A 19234-nucleotide genomic window follows, 5' to 3' on the forward strand; every position below is an offset into this window, starting at 1 on the left:
AATTTATATCGATTTGTATCCCTTCCGATACACAATTTTTACGATAATCAATGCCATACGTCGGAAACTATTTCAGCGACCCATTGTTGAATCGAGATCCAGCGCTAGATATATCATTCTCCTTTTGGTTGATTATTCAGTTATCTTCTCCTTCCTGGGCTTAAGCCTTATGAATAGGAAAACCCCCATCAATATCAACGGAAGTATTGGCAGAACCACGGTGGAACCAACCATTATGCTCATCAAGTAGAGTTCCGTCAAGGATGATAATATCCTAGTTGTGTTTAGGAATATCTGCCTATTGACTAGGTAATAAATCATCTTGTCCCGCTTCATGTAATTCCACGTGAATACATCTATTATTGGATAGATCAATGGCGAGGTCAGCGAGAATGAATATAGGTATATCAACGGCGAGACCCACATAAATGGAATCGAGATGGCCAAGGCCAGAGCCGCCAGCATTGGTAGCCTCACGGGATTCAGCTTCTTCACCAATTTATCCCTTACTATATACACCGATAGCATGGAGACTATGGATAATGAATAATTGATTATGCTGAACGTGGTGTAATCGCCCTGGGCGTACTTATACAATATTATTGAATTTATATTTCCCAGTATATAATTAGCCCCAGCTATAAGGGATAAGGCGATGGTCGATAAACCGTACGATTTATCCACCACGTGCATTTTTATTGCCTTATTCATGTCGAATTTCTCGCTGGTGAAAGGCACGTTCTTAACCACGAAGAGAATTGATGTCAATATTGCAGTAGATGCCATGAAGAGGACCACATATCCATATCCGCGAAGCAGCGAGAGGATCGCTCCATAAATCGCTGGCGAGGCTATTGAAGATATAACTCCCAAATACGCCGATCTGTTGAAGAATTTAAGCTTGTTATCCGTGTTGAAGAATATTATGTCCCAACCAGCCCAGTAGAATCCCTGCGCGATTCCGTAAACCGCCGCCAATTCGTACACGAACTCGAATGCCGACTTGTTCAATATGGCCAGGAGAAGGTAGAATAGTACATATAGGGAGATGCCTATCCTGTAATAAATCATGGACTCCTTTATTCTGCTGGAAATGAAGCCCACCATTAAATAGCCTACCAATATGAAAAATGAATTCAGAACCAAGAATATCAATGAATAGTAGATAGTAGATGAAACGTAGATGAACAACGCTATCAAGGGGGAGGAAATGCTATTCCCAAAGCCAAACAACCACGATGCCAGCAAGAACCTATTATTCATTTCCCATATCTTTGAATCAGTTGGTTAAACCCATTAATAAGCTTTATCTATATTCGTTGAAACAAATAATATGCTTCAAATAGCTCTATCTAGGCTCAAAATATAAATAAATATTTATCATTACAACTCCATGGTAATGGAGTCGCCGCTTCCCAACGTGATGGGTTCATCGAGCAATATGGCTTCATCTTTGCCATAACTAAACTTAACCGGCTTTCCGTTGATTGAAATGGAGGTTACCTTCGCATTAAAGACATTCACGGCATTTATTCTCAACGACCCTAACACGCCGCTAATGGATATGGATCTCCCACTTGATATTAATGATCCCACGAAGCCAGGCGCTAATACTGGTCCTTTCAGGTCCTGGAGCCGCGGCTTGATTAGCACCAATCCAAGCGAACCCACATACCTGAATCCAGCCAATGCATTTGGTATATCCATCGATACTAATGGCCTGAAGTAATGACCATCACACTCTATGTGGTTCCAATAAATGCCGTAGTGAAGATATCTTTCATGGACGTTCCTCAATATTTCCAGGCCCTCCTTAATCATGCCCTCCCACATCATGTGCTCCGCAACCTGTATTTCCACGCCGGTCCATGGAGTATCCATTTGGCTGCTTATCCTGTATGGTATTCCAAGTCCGTTGAAGTACTTCATATCGCCGCTCAACGACGGCCTGGGCTTCCCAGGATAGGTCGCATTCAATAATCCTTCATTCTCCTTGTAATTATACTCATAAATTGCACGGAGCATGGATATCACCTTATCCCTATCTATGCTGTAGCCGATCCCAAGCAATTGATTCAGGTACCACTCGCCGGTCAATCCTGCAGTCATGCATGCCTCATCCCGTAACCCAGTGACGGGGTCACGCCATAGATCGAAGTACTTGCCATTCCAAAGCAGCTTGACCATGTTCGAAACTGCCCTATCGTATATTTCATCTACCGTTTTGCTCAGCGATTCATCTCCAGCCTCGGTCCCAATTTCCCTGATGGCCCGCAATGCTGCCAGCCAAAGATCCGACGTAAACAATGCAATTCCGAAGAGGCTCATCGCGTCGAATGTATTCACGGTGGTGGGGAAGTACATGGGCCCGCTCATCAATTGCCTCAACAAGTCCGCCTCCCGTTGATTGCGTCCAATCATTCCAGCCACTTGAGAGTAACCCTCATATCCCGAGGGCAATGTATGATAGGGAAGCCCCGTTTTGGCATCATCATGCTGCCTAAGCATTGCATTCATTACTATGCCTATGCTGGGCCATATGCTCCTCAGGTAATCGCGATCCCCGGTCCAACGATAGCTGAGCAATGACAACAATATGTATTCCGGCATCAAATCGTTTCTATCATAGGAGTCAATCTCGCTCGAGCCCCTAAATGCGTGAGGAACCCTACCGCTTGGATCTACTCCCTTTTCAGCTATTGATCTAATCACACTCATTAACTTGTCCCGATCATGCTGTATAGATGGATCGCTGCGCAGGGCCTCCCTGTACATATTCATGTTGCTTGGGAACGCCAACGTGAACAGCTCATATTGGGGAGATTCCTCGGGAGTCAATATGTGTCTTGAGAATTCAATCACGATTCGCTTAGCCAAGTCGGGAAACAATAAATTGACCCCAACCGAACCCCACAGCGCCACGTCCAAGGTAGAGATGCCGCAGCAACCGGGTCCTCCCTCCCATATTCCGAAAAAGCCGTTCTTTGTGAACCAAGATGATTTTGCAAACGTGGTTAGCTGGGACATCGCAAGATCTATTATCCATTCATCATAGTTTATATTGTATATATTATCGACGAATTTCCGCACATCCGCATATAGCGAATCATGGTTTGCAGCGACGTAATCCAAAACATCCGATAAGTTACTGAACATGTTCTCATAGTAGTGGCCAACGCGTTGCCCGTGATCTATGTGATTAGGATAGAACCAGGCAATTATTGCCACCAGCGTTTTCTCCTCGCCGGGCTTTAACCTAATTAGCCTTGTAAGCATTGAATATAAATCATAGCCCGTCGCCTCGGCATCAATCGAGCCATTTATCAATCCATCTCCCCTGAAATCCACGAATATGGATCTTAGGCTCAACACCAGGCTTTCCCTATCTTTTCTATCTAGTTCGAAAGAGGCGCCGGAGTCCACGCCATCCACGTAGACCAGCCCCAATTCTCCTCCATGCATTCCATGGCTGGTCGGCAAATTGACCCCATTCATGGCTACTCCAGAGTAACGTGGGCTGGATATCGCCCTATTCCTGGTCATTGTTTGATCATTTATATTATGGGGATTGCGCATAATGCCCATTAAAGACAGTGATAACTCCTTGCTGCCTTTATTCCTGAACCTGAACCTCAATATAATGCTTGGAATAGATGACCTGACAACATCGCCCACCACGAATGGACTGAATGCCTCCATCGACACCTCCAGGCCATATCTATCGAATGACGAATCGTTAAATCGAAGAATCGCCATGGGGGGCCTTCCATCGTAATCTATGGAGTTAACAGGCCTAAGCCAAGGCATGTGATATGGATCCAGTATGGCATGAGGCCCGCATCCTCCATATGTTAAATCCTGGTCATTCTCTATCCAGAAGCCAGTTCTAAGAAGCCGCACTGGGGGGTCCTCTATATCGTCGCCGCCGACCCTTAATGCAAAGGCCAGATCCGCATCCGACACGTAGAACTCGTTCTGTCCATGCATTGTCCACCGCTTGTTATTGAATATAAGCCATTCCCTAAAAGTTCCATCGGGCCACAACTCTATGGAGCCCGTGCCCAATCCTCCCAACACTACCCCGGAGGAGGATTTAGCGCTGGATATTCTCATACTGGGAAAACCCCTATTGCTATTTAAGAATTATACTATTTATTTCATGTAAGTTGATACCTATTGATATATTCCAAAGTAATTTAACCCACAACTTAATGAACGCATATGCTTCCGCTTTACAGGGTGGGAAAGAAGCTGTGGATAGAGGCCCACTTAATGGGCTTAGTGAACCCCATAAACAGGATCTGGCTAGTGATGCCTTTTCAAGAGGATTGTCTAGTTGATGAGCCGCGCGAGGCTGTATTGCCCTACGATGAGGTGAAACGATTGTTCGCCGAGGTGAAACTGGATGAATTGATAAGAAACGAGAAAAACGAGACACGGCTTACTTCGCTGGAGCACATGTACATACCGTTATACAATCCTGGACGATACATGGCCAGAATAGGCGGTCAATTATCCGCGGTAACGAGACTTACCATAATGAAGAAAATACAAGAGGAAGTGCTACGCATGATGCCTAGTCATGTTCCTCCCCTAAAGTGGGTACAGCTATCCATAGTAGGTAATGATGTGATCACGTGCGGCAGCAAAAACCCGAACCTAACATATATATTTAACAATGATGATAAAGCTAGAATGGAAATAAAAAAGCTGATTTTTAAGCGATAAATTAGCCTATTTCACTCACCTACGACGCATCAACAATGCGACCACTGCCGCTATTATCACTATTACAACTATTATTATGACGGCTATCGTAGTAGTGCTGGTGGTGGTTGGAGGCGGCACCGTAGTTGTGGTCGGCACGGTTGTAGTTGCAGTGGTGGTTGCAGTTGTAGTAGCTGTAGTAGTTGCAGTGACGGTAACCGTTGCCGGTGATGTTGTGGTGGTTGGAGGAGGCGTAGTGGTAGTAGTTACAGTAACGGGCTGGACGCTGGTCAACAGGGACCAATATGTTGGGCCGCTTATCTCTATCCCAGGTGACTCTGTCCAGACCCAGCTATTGCTGGGCGGGAAGCTGAAGTACTTCGTGTTGTACCATATCTGGTCATACGGCGTGTCTAAGCTTATGAACCATGGATCGTGATTGGCCTCCCAGCCCCACGTATAGACACAGTCCAGTATCTGGGGAACAGTGACCGCAGATGGAGGGCATATGCCGGGTTGACTGAATAGGAACCTAACGGTTCCGTTAGGCAGGGTGACCGCCCCGTTCCAGTGAGTGACGTTTATTGGATCTCCCTCGAAGTAACCGTTGACGGGGAAGAGGTCCGGTATTATTATGGAGAAGCCGGGTGGGCCGTAATTGTAGCCCAATGCATAATCATGTTCCTCGGTGTGCCATGCGGTTGGGAATTCGCTGGACGGCAATATGTTTATGGAGGTGGATATCCCGAACGAATTCAATTGAGACTCTATGTTCGTAAGCATGGCCATTAATTGAGGATTGGAGGCGGCACCGCTGTTTATCAATATAGTCAACGTAAACGGAGTACCTGATGGCGTGTACCACTGCCCGCTCTTCTCAGTGAAGCCCGCGGATTCAAGCAATTGTGCAGCCTTCGTCGTGTTGTACGTGTAGTAAATCAATGGATACCCCTGTGCCTGCCAATACTCTATCATTCTCTGATAGGAGTGGGGATTAACCGTTGGGTACACTATTGCATTATATGGAGTGGGCGGGCCATATGGTGGACCCGCTATGTCTACTGCCTCGGTGAAGTTTATTGCATATATCAATGCCTGCCTCACCGCGGTATCGTTTATGTATGGCCATAAGAAGTTGAAGTATAGAGTATCGCCCGGCGCGCCCGCGGTTAATGCGAAGTGCATGTTTGGATTCTGCTCCACCTTGGATGCTATGCTTGGTGGCAGGTTGCCGGAATAGAAGGATAACTGTCCAGTCTCGAGCGCCGGGTATAGTTGTGAGGTAGATGAGTATTGATATATCACTACGTAATCCACGTGTATATTATTTGCGTCCCAGTAGTATGGATTCTTAGCAAGTATTATCTCGGATGGAGTTATGTCAAACACGTAAAACGGGCCGTTCTGTGGAGGCGGGAACGTGAATTGAGGTATGTAGCTCTTGAACTTGGCGAACTCGACCTTTATGAATGAGCTGCCATTGCTCTGCTCCTGGCTGGTGCCGTATCCGAAGTTAGCCGCATAGAGTATGTTCCAGTACTTAGTCAAGTTATCTACTAGTGGCTTCCATAATTGATAATTGATGAACATTCCCAATCCTCCATCGCTTGGGTAGTAGTAGGTCATGACGTTATAGTTCAATGACGTGGCATTATTTAGGACGGTTGCGTCCGGCGGAATCCATAGAATGCACGTGTAATTATTGACTATGGTCACATTTCCCAATGCATCGTAGAAGAGAGCTTGAATTATATTTTGAGCATATATGTCATAACAAGTAAAGGGCTGGCCATTACTCCAGCCGCTCTTCCTTAGATTTATGGTTATTTTAGCCCATCCAGCCAATGAGCCGTTTGTTATGTATTGCATGGTCCAATTCTGGGCCAGGTCAGGTATCCATGTTCCACTGCTCGCATTATATAAAGTTAGATATGCATAATTCAAGCCATACTGATGGGACCACGTATTGGCAAATACGTTTGGATTAAATGAGGAATTCCCAGTCAATGGAACTGTGGTTATTATAGCTGTGTATAATGTATTGGATGGAGACATTGGAGGCAATCCATTTGCTTGAGCCATCGCTAATTGAGCCAGAAGCATCAACCCCATAGCTATTATTGCCGCGGCGATTATAGAGGCACGCATTTCATTGCCATTTATGTGAATACTTTTGTGGATGCGCATCGGAATAGATTACAGAAGGGCTATTTAAGTTTTTATATAAATATTCCATAAGAAGATAATATATAGGTTTATTCACTAATGGATGGTCATAATATCTTTGGTGCTGCGTTTATCAACTTCACCGTGTACTCCGATCTGGGATGCTGTATAACGTCGTCTATAGGCCCATCCTCCACTATGTTTCCTCTATACATAACTACGACTCGCCCTGAGCCTACCTTGAGCAGAAATAGACGGGCAAGCGCCATATCGTGGGTAATGAATGCAACGCTAACATTTAGTTGCCTTACTAACCTCGTCAAAACATTTATTATCATTAATCTCAACGTGGAGTCAATCATGGTAGCCGGTTCATCTGCAACTATTAGAAGTGGGTCGGGGGCTAATGCCCTCGCTATGGAAACTCTCTGGCGCTGACCCCCGCTCAGCTGATGGGGGTATTTGTTCAAGTATTCACTGGGTGGAGTCAGTCCAACCATGTTGAGCAATTGATTCGCCTTTTCTATCTTGGCATCGTTGAACCACCTTCGTATGGGCGACATCAATTGATCCTTTATGGTAAGCGATGGATCCAGCGAGGAATACGGATCCTGTGGAACCCATTGAACGCTTCTCCTGAACTCCCAATACCTATGCTTTATTCTATACACATCTGTTCCCTTGAATAAAACCCTGCCGGTGGTCGGTCTCTGAAGCCCTAATATAACCCTTCCAAGCGTTGTCTTCCCGGCGCCGCTCTCCCCAACTATTGCTACGGCCTCCCCCTGCCGTATTTCCAGGTTAACGGAATCCAGCGCCTTTATTATCCTGCTCCCGAATAATCCCTTTCGTTCGGAGAAATAAACGCCAACGTTTTCCAGCTTAATTAGTTCGCTCATACAAGTGACACCTCACCGAGGTATTATTTACCATCACGTAGTTTGGAACCTCGTATTTGCACCTGTCCATGCGATGAGGACAGCGAGGCCAGAAACTACACCCAGTTATGTTCTCCCCTATCTGAGCTATTTCATGTAATTCCACTATATCGCTGAGCTTCGTATTCATGGTTGGCGTCGACGATATCAACGACATCGTATATGGATGTTTTGGTTCATGAATCACATCGGTCATCGGCCCATATTCAACTATATTTCCATCATACATAACTGCTATTTTATTTGCTACTCTTGGCACCACCGTTATGTCATGGGTTATAAATAACACAGTCAATCCTAGCTTCCTATTGAGCTCCTTTATAGTATCCAATATGCTGGACTGAGTGACCACATCCAATGCGGAGGTTGGCTCGTCCATAATCACTATCTCCGGGTCCAACAAGATCGCCAACGCTATCATTATCCTTTGCTTCATTCCCCCACTCAGTTGATGGGGGTAGAGCCTTAACGTTCTATGCGGATCCAACCGCATGAGCGATAATAATTCCTCCGCCTTCTTGATAACCTCGCCCTTATCTGCTATGCCGTGGGCCTTAGCGGTATCTATGAAGTGATCCGCTATCCTCATCGTGGGATTCAATACGTTCTGGCTGGCCTGTGGTACCATGGATAGCTTCACCCACCTATACCTCTTGTTGAATTCCGAGAGGGGCATTTTCATTATATCGTCGTCCATTATTATGGATCCCTTAACAATGGATGGGGGCTTTATCATCCTCATCATGGCCATTGCAAGCGTGGTTTTGCCCGACCCGCTTTCCCCCACTATTCCGATTACATCTCCCTTGCTCACGCTGAGCGTTACTCCCTTTAATGCTTTGACCTTTATATTATTGGGCATTACATACTCCACTTCTAGATCTTTCACATCCATAATTGACATAATCTTAGCTCCTATAAGCAATGATTTGTATTAATAAGCCTTACTCAATATAACTAACGAACTATGATCTACGTGCATCCATTATTATATATATTATAAATACAGATAACATAGCTATGACCAATAGATCCATATAGAGGGAAGAACTATTTCCTATGTCAAATGGAAGGACCAATAACGCTAGCACTAAGAAAATGACCGATAAAGTATAGGCAACCCTAGATATTGATGGACTTATCCTGACGCGAAGCAACGTGGATCACACCTTTCTCAGCCTTGGATTAACCACCTCATCTATTCCATATGCTAACTCTATCAGTCCTACCATAAATAACGTAACGAATAGCGTCGGAAATATGAAGTACCATATCGCATTGGTCCCATACGCCGCACCAAGGGATAGCGCATTGCTTATCATGAATCCCCAATTATTGGATGTATATGGCATTAATCCAAGATAGAATAATCCAACCGTGGCATATATCGCACCCTCCACATTTAATATTAGATTGATCCATACAAACGGTATCAGCTGGGGCATCACTTCCTTGAACATTATGTAGCTCCAACCCAAGCCAAGGACCTTAGACACCTCTATGTACGGCAATTGCTTTATTGAGAGGACTTGGGATCTGACCGCCCTAGCCAATCCAGTCCAACCCGTTATGCTGAGGACCCCCGCCAGGACGAGTGGATTTGTAGTCTTTATCATTGTGGCTATCATTATCACCAACAAGAGACTGGGAAGCGTTAGCAAAGTATCGTTTATCCACATTATTATGTTATCAGCTATTCCCCCAATATAACCTGATACCAATCCAACTATCAATCCTATCACCGTGGTGTAGATGCCCGCCAAGAAGCTGGTCTCCAATATAAATGGAGCGCCCCCTATTATATCGGCCAACGTGCTTTGCCCCACGTAATCGGTTCCAAACCAGTAAGCCGGAGGCCAAAGCCTGGGAGGCCTGAGCACGTTGATGGGAGACTCCCTAAGCGTTATCAACGGAAGCACAAACTGAATCACTGTAGCGAGCAGTATGTAAAAAATGGTAACCCATAATCCAAACGCGGCGGATTTATTCTTGGTGAAGGACTTATATGCATCTATCAACGATTTAATTCTATTCCTAGTCCCAAGTCGCACCTCCATTCAATGCCTCACCCTGGGATCAAGCAGTGAATACGTTAAGTCAGCAATTATCATCCCAATAACTATCGCAAATACTATTATTATTAGTATGCCCATTGCCAATGGCCAATCATTATTCGACAAAGCCGTGGTGTAAAGCTCCCCAATGCCTGGATACGAGAACGTGGTCTCTACAAACACGGTGCCTCCAAAAGAAAAACCGAGCGCTATAATAATGGATGTATATAATGGCAGGAGCGAATTGCGTCCAACATAATTATGCGCTATCCAACCGCTGGGCAATCCCCTCATTTCTGCATATGAGACATAGTCCTCGCCCAATTGAGATATGGTGTTTCCCCGCATAGATAATGCCCAATGCCCAAATGTCGCAAACGTTAACGTGAAAATGGGCAGGAATGCATGATATAACACGCTCGCTATGAATGGCAGGTTAAACCCGATCACAACGCCGGCGGAGTAAGCTCCGGCCACTGGGAACCAATGCAGGTAAAAGCCCAAGAACAGCAAGAAAATGGCAGCATACACATATATCGGTATTGATCGTTTGACCGTGATGAATTGAGTCACTATTTGATCAATGGGCTTACCCCTATTATACGCCATGAGTTGTCCTAGATATATACCTATCAAAAAGCTCAATATGTTTGCCGTAACCACGATGAAGAGGGTCCACGGGAGTCTCTCCGCTATCAGCTTGGTGACTGGCTCGGAATAGAGAATCGATATCCCCATGTTTCCGTGGAACATATTATCAATATACATGAATACCTCTATCAATGGATTGCCATGAGGCATTATCGAGTTAACATACATTAGTAACTCCTTATACTCCTGCGTGGATAGGGACGACGGTATCACCGTGGACGCAGCCCTGCTTCCACCTATTCCAACCCCAGATGTCGGCATCAATCCAAACGATTGCATTATGTAATTGACGGGAGATAGGGGGGATAATTCGAAAAGCAAGTAACTTATCACCAATGCAAAGAGTATTGTTGATATTGCTATTCCTATTCTTCTGGCCAAATATGGAACCTTCATGTAATATTTAATTTCATTGAAATATAAAAATCTTGTCCTATTTATATAATGCTAAAATTGAACTCCAAATTACATTACTAACAATGAATATTGATCTAAAAAGCCAATGGGCAGGATTTCTTCCCAAATACTCCTGACTTGTGCATCCTTAAGATAACTATTCCACAATTTAGACCCATTTCCAGCTCTAAGAAGATGAGGTCCATTGACGATATCAAGCCGTTTAGCTACTTCATAGGGCATGCTAAAAATATAATTGCAGATATTTATTCTACGACATGGGAAATTTATAATATCATTTAAAAACCAAATATACGTAGGGCCTTCATGCGTGACGTAAATGAATTAAGCAGTAGGCTGGCATTCATATTCGCCAATTCCTTGTCAAGCATTAAATACCTTAAATGGAATGAATCAAGCCAGGCTAATACATACACTATATCAATCACATCCGGCGATCAAGATGAACTGGCCGTCATTGGGTATTCGGGATCTGCATTGGTAAGGCTAAATGGACGGCCGTACTTTGCACTGGATGGATACCATAATGAAATACCATTGCCGCCGGGCAACAACGAGATAACGGCCGAGTTTCAACCATATCAAGCATTCGGCGAGCGCGTGAAAATAGACCCAGGAACCCCAGTGTTGATTCATGTTAATAGGACGGCCCGTGAGCTGTGGAGCTACGGAAACGTACTACTGGAGCTGGCCAACGGCGTGGATGATGCGTATATAAAGGAGAGAATCCTAAACTTACTGGGCAATGCCCTCAGCATAAGTAGATTCCAAGGCATTACTCGGGATCAATTATTGGTGGCAGCGGGCCTCAACAAGAAATTCCCCCAGCACTTAACCAGCTTCATAGATGGGTACGACCTACAGACCAAGATAGATGAAGGAAGGTTCGAGGAGGCGCTAAATTACTTGAGGAATGGACTCAAGTCGCTGCGAGAGGAAATAGGCAAGCGGGGACAGGTTGTGGGCGTGGGGCATGCCCACATAGATGCTGCATGGCTTTGGAGCTTCGACGAGACGAAGCGGAAAATAGCTAGGACGTTCTCCACCGTAGTGAAGTTGATGAAGGAGCACGACTTTCACTTCATACAGAGCTCCGCCATGTATTATAAGTGGTTACACGACTATTATCCAGCTCTCTTCAATGAGGTGAAGAGACTGGTGGAGGAGGGCAGGTGGGAATTAGGAGCTGGATGGATCGAGTTCGATGCTAACATAACCTCTGGGGAGTCAATTGTCCGCCAGCTATTGTACTCCCAGCGGTACTTCCTGGAAACATTCGGAAAAATCGCCGAAGTGCTGTGGTTGCCCGACACGTTCGGTTTCTCGGCTCAATTGCCTCAATTGATGAGGCTTGCCGGAATTAAATTATTCGCGACCCATAAGGTGTTTTGGAACGACACGAATAAGTTCCCGTACTCCCTGTTTGAGTGGGTCGGCATAGATGGATCGTCGATACCATCCATAGCGTTCGGAAATGGAGGGGGAGGATACGGCTCCACGTTCAACGTCAATGAATTGCTGCAGCAATGGAGGGAGTGGAGGGACAAGGATAAACCAATGCTCTACGCCTTCGGGTACGGGGATGGAGGGGGAGGACCGACTGATGAGATGCTTATCAGGGCCAAGGCAGTCGACGAAGCCCCGCTCCTGCCGCGGGTCAGCCTGGGCGGGATCACTGAAGCCATTAAGCATGCAAGCCCAGTCAATAGGTGGAGAGGAGAGCTGTACTTGGAGAATCACAGGGGGGTCTATACGTCCCACTCCAAGATGAAGTACCTACACCGCAGGGCCGAGTTTTCCTTGAGGGATGCGGAGATTTGGTCGACGTTGGCCGAGTCCTATGATGGGGAAACGATAAAGAGTCTGTGGATGACAATCATGAAGAACGAGTTCCACGATGTGCTGCCGGGCTCCGCCATAAACGATGTATATAGGGAGGTGTATCCGGAGATCGAGAAGGTGATAAAGGACGCGGAGGCCATGGCTAGGAGCGCCATTATGAAAATAGCGGGCGATGGGGCCGGCTGCATTGCATTTAATTCGCTTTCATGGGATAGGGAGGACTATGCCGTGGTCGAGGAGGAGCTGCCCGGCTCGCAGAAGGTGATGGAGGGTTACCTGGTTAGGTTGAGGGCGCCGTCCATGGGATATGCCGAGTGCGTGCCCCTCGATCCAGGCGGGGGAGTCGCTGCGCATAGGATGGGGGATCGCTTTGTGCTGGAAAACAGGTATCTGAGGGCAGTGATAAATGATAAAGGCATGCTTGAGTCGTTGTTCGATAAGGAGAACGGCGTGGAGTCGCTTCGGAACGCCAGTAATAGAATAATTGCATACGAGAACATACCTGGATGGGCCGATGCTTGGAACATAGAGCCATCATTTGAGGAGACCTACATGGAAATACATGGAAGCAATGGAGGGATAAGCGAGGATGGCCCGCTTAGGGCTTGCGTTGATTTTGATATGAATTTTGGAAACTCCGTAATGAAGCAATCAATCTGCATGTACGCCGGCAAGCGAAGGATTGACTTTAAGACAACGCTTAGGCTGGTGGACAGGGAGCTATTGCTTAAGTCGTGGTTCGACTTCAACCTAAACACGGATGCCGCGACGTTCGAGATACCGTATGGTGTGTTGCGGAGGGAAACCACGACTAACACCACGTGGAATAGGGCCATGTTTGAGGTGCCCATGCAGAAGTGGCTGGATGTTTCTCAGGACGATTATGGAGTTGCCGTGCTAAATGATAGTAAGTACGGCGCGACGGTCAGGGAGTCCAAGGTAGGTTTATCGCTGGCGAAGTCACCCCTGTACCCAGACCCATTGACTGACATGGAGTATAATACCTTCACGTACTCCATCTACCCCCACCCAGGCGATTGGTTTAGCTCGGGAGTATTCAGGGCGGCATACGAATTGAATTCCCCCCTCAAAATAATCAAGGGAAGAGCTGGGAGGAGGTCGTTCGTGGAAGTGAGCAATAGCGAATTAATAGTGGAGTCCATTAAGGCATCAGAGGAGGGGGGCAATGTCGTGGTCAGGCTATATAATGTGAGGAATAGCAGGGGAAGGGGGTGGGTGAAGCTGTGGTTCAATCCCCGCTCCGCTAGGGCCGTTGATATATTGGAAATGAATGATGTCGGGAAACCCATCGATATATCAGGCGATAAGGTAGTGTTCGATTATGGACCTCATGAAATAATCACTCTATTATTGAATTGAACTGTTAACCAAGTCCTCGACGCGGATGGGTTCTCCGCTCTTCACATAATGCCTCCTAAGTTTGAGGTGGCTATCTATTACCAATAGTGAACCGCTTGCCTTCGAGGTCAGGCAATAATTGCCACAGTCATGTACAGTCAACGGATAGGGGGGCAATAGATAGCCGTCAATTCCCACTACGGCAGCTCCATTTCTCATCTTGGGGAGCACTATTATCTCAGCATCCAGGTTTTTCAACTTAATGTTAAATTTACCGTTATCTGCAACCCCGTACTTCCCGCCGAACACTGTATAGTAAATAATTCCGCCATTGCTGGGCATGCCCATGCTGGATAGATCTATCTCGTCCTCTATTTCAATTCCATTTTTATTCAAATTCATCACCGCCATCACGGGAACACCATTAACAGTAGATGAGACCTTAAGCAGCACCTCCTCATTATATGGATCCTTGAATAGAACATCCCTTGTTGGAAGGGCCGGCTCATCCACTCTGACCACCTCTCCGCTCGGCATAACCATCATGCTCAACAATTCAATACTCGATCTATTTGGATCCCTATCCGTTATATATATTGGGCCGCCGCTGAATACCCTGGCCACCGCGCTTATCTTTGCCCATGGATCATACGTCACCCACATATCGAAATCGGGGTAACCCACCTTGCTATATACAATTGAATTGTAAAAGCTCCAGATTATATGTAACCTAGCATCACCAATCCACATTGGAACATAATCCTGAGACACCCTGAGGGAATTGCTGACCAAATAATTGCTATAATTCTCAGGCAACATAGACATGCAGTTAAGTATGTCCATTCCATGCATGGCAGACGCCACTTGAAGCCCCAGCTCTACATTTCTAGCGGCATCTCCAATGCTGGATATATCCCTATACGTGTTGCGCAGACTGCATTGATTGTCTACCTTAATGAACTCAAACCCACTCGCCTTAATACGGCCTATGAATTTTTGAAATAACTCCAGCGATTCCTCCAGCTTTGGACTTGGAACCCAGTGCCCATCGCTTGACTTCACCGCAGGAGCGCCTAATTCCTTCAGGAAACCATCCGTGAGGCCCCTCCAATACATATTTATCGTGAACCATAGGCCCACACGCTTCACACCGATTGATTTCAACTCACTGATCAACTGACCAAAGCCGTGTGGAAATTTATCTGGATGCGGGTCAATCTTGTCCATTTCGCCATTAACTAAGAATTGCCACCCATCATCTATTAGCACCCATGAGATGGGAACCCCTCGTCTTATCAAGTCGCCCACAATTGTGGTTACCCTTTCATGGCTTAGATCCACTCCCAGCAATGCATTCCATGAACACCATCCAAGCCCTTCCATGAAGGAAGGAACTGCCTTCTTTTTTCTATGCTTCGATGGAGTCACTTCAAATAATGAATCAACTACCTTATTTATTGCATCGTATGGATCGCTCTGATCCATTGATGACAAGAGAAAAACTCCGTTAACATGATTACCTTTCCTCCCCGTGTAGAGCTGCACAGCGGGACCCCCGAATATAGAGCTGGCTATATTGCCATTTGATAACGCAAGCAACGATGAGTATTTGCCGTTCTTTCTCACCAATAGGAACAGAGTGTATGGATATATATCCATTGGCGACCTCAATATAACTGGGTAACTCCAGCAATCAATGCTGCCCGAATCGGTGGATTTAGGGGCTGGGTATTCAGGCTCGCTTGGGGGTTGCGGGGTTGTTGGTTTTCTATCTATATATAAATTATTATAATAGCCGTAGGGCTTTCCAAGCAGACTAGTTACTTGCCCAGACGATGTTAGGGATAAGGCATCATCCATTTCCACGCCGCTTATTTCCAACAATAATGGCGTTGAGCTCAGCATTACATTTCCAACTGTGGATGCATTAATCTCAAAGGCATATGCTTCTCCTAATTCCCTTCTAATTATTCTGCCTTGAATGCATGAATTAATTGACCCATCGCTTGATACGTCGGCGGAGCAGATTGACCCATCGTCAAAAAACACCCTTGCCTTCGCTATTCTCAGATCCATCTAGGATCGCCGCTACATGAGATTAATAAAGCTATCATATATAAGCTGCGGTTTATATATTGATCAATATAGTTGATATATAATATTACGCCGAATATACGGAGCAAAGTATTTCCGGCAGGCCAATGGATTGCAAGCGATGAATTACATTGGAATAGATATAGGGGCCACCAACATCAGAATAGGCATCATTGATGAGAATCAAGAACTGATCGCCAAGCAAAAGCTCTTCAAGCCACAAATACGAAATGAATACGATGTTGCAAATATAATTCTGGACTCAATTAATAAAATAGACGCCGGCAATTTGGGGGGAGTAGGCATAGGAGCGGCTGGCTTGTTGGACCTAGAGAGCGGCGATGTTTCGTTCTCATCGAACATGCCCATTCATAGAATAAAGCTGGCAGAGCCCTTGATAAGGAGCCTTCATCTACCGGTTGTTGTATTAAACGATGCATCGGCAGCCGCATACGGCGAATATCTAGCTAGGAAGGATGACGTGCAAGACCTTGCCTATATAAGCATAGGCACAGGAATAGGCGCTGGAATAATAATAGACGGCGACATATTGATGGGACGGAATGGTAATGCACATGAGGCGGGATGCATTATAGTAGACTTTAATTCAAAGGCAAGGTGTAGCTGCGGCGGATTGGGTCATTGGGAAGCATTTGCATCGGGAACCAATATGCCCAAGATATTCAGGGAGTACGTATCGTCTCGGAAAGCTGATCAATCAGCCAATCGATTGCTCATCTCAATGGATGAATCCAAGATAAGTGCCGAGGATATATTCGGTTTGGCCGCCAATGGCGACGCAATTGCCAGTGATTTCATAGATTATATAATGAAGATTAATACAGCGGGACTGGCATCCATAATAAATCTATTCGATCCTCAATTGATCGTGCTGGGGGGCTCCGTTGCTCTGAATAATAGGGACGCATTCATTAGGGGCATAAACAAATACATCAATTCATTTGTTACAGTGCATGAATATCGCATAGATTTTGCTAAGTATGGCGATGACGCGGGAATTATAGGAGCCGCCGCCGCAATTCGATCGCCAAGTCCAAGGCTTTCCAAATTAATCAATAAATACATGGAAAAGTATGGTTGATTCCAGGCTCACGCCGTCACTACTTTGGCTAAGTTCCTTGGATTATCCACGTCGATGTCCCGTGCAACGCCCAATCTATACGCTATTAGTTGTATTACGGGCGAGTAAATTATGGGTATCAATAGCTTATTCACGTTTTGCTTTACCAATATTAAATGATCGCTCGTCCCTCTAACCTTGTTTGACTGGGAAATAGTTATCACGTACCCACCGCGATGCCACACCTCGCTGAGCACGGGGCCCATATCCTCATCCACCTCGCCCCCCGGCATTATGGCAAGAACGGGGAACTTGCCCGATATCAGAGTCATAGGTCCATGCTTGAACTCCCTGAAGCTCATGGATTCAGAGTGTATTTGAGCTGCTTCCTTGAATTTTAGCGCAGCCTCCATGGCAAGCGGCAATCCTATTGGTCCTCCTGATATTACGTACATGTCGGAGAAACCGGCCACATCCTTCGCTATATTCTTTATCTTATCTACATTATCATTTAGCTGAGTTGAGATGATCTCGCTGGCTTTCTTCAATTCTGATCTGGCCCAATCCAATTCCTCCCTCGACATTGCTGCCATCTGAAGAAGCACAGCCAATGATGCAGTGAATGACTTGGTGGCCGGCACGGCTATCTCTGGGCCAGCGCCTATTGGAAGGTATACGTTTGATTCCCTCATCAATGTCGATCCCAGCCTATTAACTATGCCAAGTATCACCGCGCCCCTTCTCTTGGCTGCCCTGATGGATCGTATTATGTCCGCGGATTCCCCGGACTGACTTATGGCTATTATCAAGGTCCCTGGTTCCACGTCGTTTATTTCCTCGTAGAGGAACTCGCCCGCGGGGACGCTCTCCGAATGAAGCCTAGCCAATGTACTTAAGTAATACTTACCTATGAGGGCTGAGTGATAGGACGTGCCTGACCCCAACAGCATTATATTGTGGGCCTTGCTGATCAATAACCAAGCATCGTTCAAATACTCCTCCTGCAATGCATTCACTGCCCTGGCCAGCGACTCCGGTATATCGTATATCTCCTTCAACATGAAGTGCCTGAATGATCCTTTATTGAGCTCCGTGTTAGTGATGATTGCCTTATGCGGCTTTAGTTCGACCTTGCTTAAATTGGAGGCATTCACGAATTGCAGTTCATCCATGCCTAGCACCGCTATTTGGCCAGTGGATAGGGAATACAGTTGCAATTGATCCATTGGTAGCGCTTGTTCCTCTGATGAAATGAATTTCTCAGTGTCGTTGATGGCTATTATGAGTGGGTTTCCCATGCTTAATGCGTATATTTTCTTTTCAGTTCTATTTATTAACGAAATAGTGTAATAACCCGATATTGATTGTAATGACTGTAATGCGCCTATCATGTCCTTACCAGCGTTCAATTCGTTCTCTATTAAGTGAACAATCAACTCCGCGTCCGTCCTCGATGAAAAGCTGTGGGTATCCTCAAGCTCTTTTCTAAGCTCGTAATAATTGGAGATTACGCCATCCATCACCAATGCCAAATTACCCGTGCAATCTATGAAGGGATGGGTGTTCTCGTAAACGGGCCTTCCATGTGTGGCCGACCTAACGTGACCCAGACCTATGTAGCCTGGCATATCATCTATGCTTGACTTATCCATTAATTGATCGACGCGAACTGCGTCTTTCCTAACTATGAATTCATTATTATCCAGCGTAACTATCCCAGTTCCATCAATTCCCCTATGAACCAACCTCTCCAGTCCAGCCCTTATTATCGGTGCAACAGGCCTAGTGCTCGAAATGAGGCCAAAGATCCCGCCCATTGGCCTATTCTCCTCTTTCTTCTTAAAATACTTGCGCAAAATACTTGATGTAATAATCTATTTACTTTTTAGACATGTAATTAAAAATGATCCTTAATGGCACGTGAA

General features: G+C 45.7%; 13 protein-coding genes. 3 read left to right on the top strand and 10 right to left on the bottom strand.

From position 1 onward, the window contains the following. Positions 1-132: 132 nt before the first annotated feature. Together ACZ5ZS_RS09235 and ACZ5ZS_RS09240 are read right to left on the bottom strand one after the other, a co-directional pair. Positions 133-1263 (bottom strand): hypothetical protein, encoded by a 1131-nt coding sequence (locus tag ACZ5ZS_RS09235; RefSeq protein ID WP_188595762.1) that lies wholly within the window; start codon positions 1261-1263, stop codon positions 133-135. A gap of 120 nt (positions 1264-1383) precedes the next feature. After that, the gene (locus ACZ5ZS_RS09240) at positions 1384-4113 is read right to left on the bottom strand and encodes a GH116 family glycosyl hydrolase (protein ID WP_188595763.1); all 2730 of its coding nucleotides are present in this window, start codon (positions 4111-4113) and stop codon (positions 1384-1386) included. Between the two features lie 108 nt (positions 4114-4221). Between ACZ5ZS_RS09240 and ACZ5ZS_RS09245 the strand changes: the two genes are divergently transcribed. Beyond that, on the top strand, positions 4222-4728 hold the full coding sequence (locus ACZ5ZS_RS09245) for a hypothetical protein (RefSeq protein WP_188595764.1): 507 nt from the start codon (positions 4222-4224) through the stop codon (positions 4726-4728). A gap of 15 nt (positions 4729-4743) precedes the next feature. Here the strand turns inward: ACZ5ZS_RS09245 and ACZ5ZS_RS09250 are convergent, their stop codons facing one another. The 6 genes from ACZ5ZS_RS09250 to ACZ5ZS_RS09275 form a co-directional block, all read right to left on the bottom strand. Next, entirely contained in the window at positions 4744-6894 is a 2151-nt protein-coding gene (locus ACZ5ZS_RS09250) for an ABC transporter substrate-binding protein (protein WP_188595765.1), read from the bottom strand. 86 nt (positions 6895-6980) lie between these two features. Continuing rightward, complete coding sequence (locus ACZ5ZS_RS09255) at positions 6981-7772, bottom strand: ABC transporter ATP-binding protein (protein WP_188595766.1); 792 nt, start codon at positions 7770-7772, stop codon at positions 6981-6983. Continuing rightward, the gene (locus tag ACZ5ZS_RS09260) at positions 7756-8706 is read right to left on the bottom strand and encodes an ABC transporter ATP-binding protein (RefSeq protein ID WP_229657623.1); all 951 of its coding nucleotides are present in this window, start codon (positions 8704-8706) and stop codon (positions 7756-7758) included. The genes ACZ5ZS_RS09255 and ACZ5ZS_RS09260 overlap by 17 nt, the downstream gene beginning before the upstream one ends. A gap of 70 nt (positions 8707-8776) precedes the next feature. Further along, positions 8777-8968 (bottom strand): hypothetical protein, encoded by a 192-nt coding sequence (locus ACZ5ZS_RS09265; RefSeq protein WP_075059186.1) that lies wholly within the window; start codon positions 8966-8968, stop codon positions 8777-8779. A gap of 6 nt (positions 8969-8974) precedes the next feature. Further along, entirely contained in the window at positions 8975-9868 is an 894-nt protein-coding gene (locus tag ACZ5ZS_RS09270) for an ABC transporter permease (RefSeq protein WP_188595768.1), read from the bottom strand. Beyond that, a complete protein-coding gene (locus ACZ5ZS_RS09275) occupies positions 9869-10912 on the bottom strand; it encodes an ABC transporter permease (protein WP_188595769.1) in 1044 nt (347 codons plus the stop codon). A 327-nt stretch (positions 10913-11239) separates the two neighbouring features. On the opposite strand from ACZ5ZS_RS09275, the gene ACZ5ZS_RS09280 reads away from it, so the two are divergent. Further along, positions 11240-14155: an alpha-mannosidase gene (locus ACZ5ZS_RS09280; protein ID WP_188595770.1), complete on the top strand. Its 2916-nt coding sequence runs from the start codon at positions 11240-11242 to the stop codon at positions 14153-14155. Here ACZ5ZS_RS09280 and ACZ5ZS_RS09285 read toward each other — a convergent pair. Next, the gene (locus ACZ5ZS_RS09285; RefSeq protein ID WP_188595771.1) at positions 14144-16210 is read right to left on the bottom strand and encodes a Sip1-related alpha-galactosidase; all 2067 of its coding nucleotides are present in this window, start codon (positions 16208-16210) and stop codon (positions 14144-14146) included. The two genes, ACZ5ZS_RS09280 and ACZ5ZS_RS09285, sit on opposite strands and share 12 nt — an antisense overlap. Before the next feature lie 139 nt (positions 16211-16349). Here ACZ5ZS_RS09285 and ACZ5ZS_RS09290 point away from each other — a divergent pair, with 139 nt between their 5' ends. Beyond that, positions 16350-17330: an ROK family protein gene (locus tag ACZ5ZS_RS09290; RefSeq protein WP_188595772.1), complete on the top strand. Its 981-nt coding sequence runs from the start codon at positions 16350-16352 to the stop codon at positions 17328-17330. An 8-nt stretch (positions 17331-17338) separates the two neighbouring features. Here ACZ5ZS_RS09290 and glmS read toward each other — a convergent pair whose 3' ends face one another. After that, on the bottom strand, positions 17339-19126 hold the full coding sequence (gene glmS, locus ACZ5ZS_RS09295; protein ID WP_188595773.1) for a glutamine--fructose-6-phosphate transaminase (isomerizing): 1788 nt from the start codon (positions 19124-19126) through the stop codon (positions 17339-17341). Between the last annotated feature and the right edge of the window lie 108 nt (positions 19127-19234).

The sequence above is a fragment of the Thermocladium modestius genome (assembly GCF_055398215.1).

What these genes read in the sequence shown, in the direction of transcription:
- ACZ5ZS_RS09240 (WP_188595763.1), bottom strand. Translation starts at nt 4,113, where the DNA reads ATGAGAATATCCAGCGCTAAATCCTCCTCCGGGGTAGTGTTGGGAGGA.
- ACZ5ZS_RS09285 (WP_188595771.1), bottom strand. Translation starts at nt 16,210, where the DNA reads ATGGATCTGAGAATAGCGAAGGCAAGGGTGTTTTTTGACGATGGGTCA.
- ACZ5ZS_RS09250 (WP_188595765.1), bottom strand. Translation starts at nt 6,894, where the DNA reads ATGCGCATCCACAAAAGTATTCACATAAATGGCAATGAAATGCGTGCC.
- ACZ5ZS_RS09290 (WP_188595772.1), top strand. Translation starts at nt 16,350, where the DNA reads ATGAATTACATTGGAATAGATATAGGGGCCACCAACATCAGAATAGGC.
- glmS (WP_188595773.1), bottom strand. Translation starts at nt 19,126, where the DNA reads ATGGGCGGGATCTTTGGCCTCATTTCGAGCACTAGGCCTGTTGCACCG.
- ACZ5ZS_RS09255 (WP_188595766.1), bottom strand. Translation starts at nt 7,772, where the DNA reads ATGAGCGAACTAATTAAGCTGGAAAACGTTGGCGTTTATTTCTCCGAA.
- ACZ5ZS_RS09270 (WP_188595768.1), bottom strand. Translation starts at nt 9,868, where the DNA reads ATGGAGGTGCGACTTGGGACTAGGAATAGAATTAAATCGTTGATAGAT.
- ACZ5ZS_RS09260 (WP_229657623.1), bottom strand. Translation starts at nt 8,706, where the DNA reads ATGGATGTGAAAGATCTAGAAGTGGAGTATGTAATGCCCAATAATATA.
- ACZ5ZS_RS09245 (WP_188595764.1), top strand. Translation starts at nt 4,222, where the DNA reads ATGCTTCCGCTTTACAGGGTGGGAAAGAAGCTGTGGATAGAGGCCCAC.
- ACZ5ZS_RS09280 (WP_188595770.1), top strand. Translation starts at nt 11,240, where the DNA reads ATGCGTGACGTAAATGAATTAAGCAGTAGGCTGGCATTCATATTCGCC.
- ACZ5ZS_RS09235 (WP_188595762.1), bottom strand. Translation starts at nt 1,263, where the DNA reads ATGAATAATAGGTTCTTGCTGGCATCGTGGTTGTTTGGCTTTGGGAAT.
- ACZ5ZS_RS09275 (WP_188595769.1), bottom strand. Translation starts at nt 10,912, where the DNA reads ATGAAGGTTCCATATTTGGCCAGAAGAATAGGAATAGCAATATCAACA.